The 1,017-nt window shown below is 65.7% G+C and carries 1 pseudogene; it reads right to left on the bottom strand.

The window, feature by feature from the left end:
- A pseudogene (locus tag RT688_RS23820) lies at positions 1-1,017 on the bottom strand (autotransporter domain-containing protein); the annotation flags it as partial.

The raw sequence follows: 1,017 nt of genomic DNA, 5'->3' as shown, positions 1-1,017 counted from the left end.
GATCGCCCAGCAGCACCGCGCCGGAGCCGGACAGCGATTGCACTTCGGCGCCGTTGTTGGTCGCCGCGATATCGAACGTGCCGTTGTTAACCAGGCCGCTGGAGGCAGCGATGCTGCCCGAGCCGGACAGTTCCAAGCCTGCACCGTTTGCAACTGCGGTTGCGCCGGTATAGGTGTTGGTGCCGCTCAGCACTTCGCTACCGCCAGCGACGTTCAGGCCACCGTTGCCCTGAATCACGCCAGCGAAGGTGTCGTGCGCATTCGTCAGGGTCAGCGTCTGATCGCCCAGCAGCACCGCGCCCGAGCCGGACAGGGATTGCACTTCCGCGCCGTTGTTGGTCGCGGCAATATCGAAGGTACCGTTGTTGACCAGGCCGCTGGAAGCGGCAATGCTGCCCGAGCCGGACAATTCGAGGGTCGACCAATGGGCGACGTTCGTCGCGCCGGTGTAGGTGTTGGCGCCGCTCAGCACTTCATTGCCGCCAGCGACGTTCAGGCCACCATTGCCCTGGATGACGCCAGCGAAATCGCCGCTGGCGTTCGTCAAGGTCAGCGTCTGGCCGCCCAGCAGCACCGCGCCCGAGCCGGACAGCGACTGTACTTCGGCGCCGTTGTTGGTCGCGGCGATGTCGAAGGTGCCGTTGTTGACGAGGCCGCTGGAAGCGGCGATGCTGCCCGAGCCTGACAATTCGAGGGTCGACCACTGGGCGACGTTTGTCGCGCCGGTGTAGGCGTTGGCGCCGCTCAGCACTTCGTTGCCGCCAGCGATGTTCAGGCCGCCATTGCCCTGGATGACGCCAGCGAAATCGCCGCTGGCGTTCGTCAAGGTCAGCGTCTGGCCGCCCAGCAGCACCGCGCCCGAGCCGGACAAGGATTGCACTTCGGCGCCGTTGTTGGTCGCCGCGATGTCGAGGGTGCCGTTATTGACCAGGCCGCTGGAAGCGGCAATGCTGCCCGAGCCTGACAATTCGAGGGTCGACCACTGGGCGACGCTCGTCGCACCGGTGTAGGTGTTGG

The organism is Massilia sp. (assembly GCF_032106685.1).
In the GTDB taxonomy this organism is placed as follows: Bacteria; Pseudomonadota; Gammaproteobacteria; order Burkholderiales; family Burkholderiaceae_D; genus Telluria.
The sequence above is the reverse complement of the archived record's forward strand: the minus strand, read 5'-3'. Positions and strand labels throughout refer to the sequence as shown.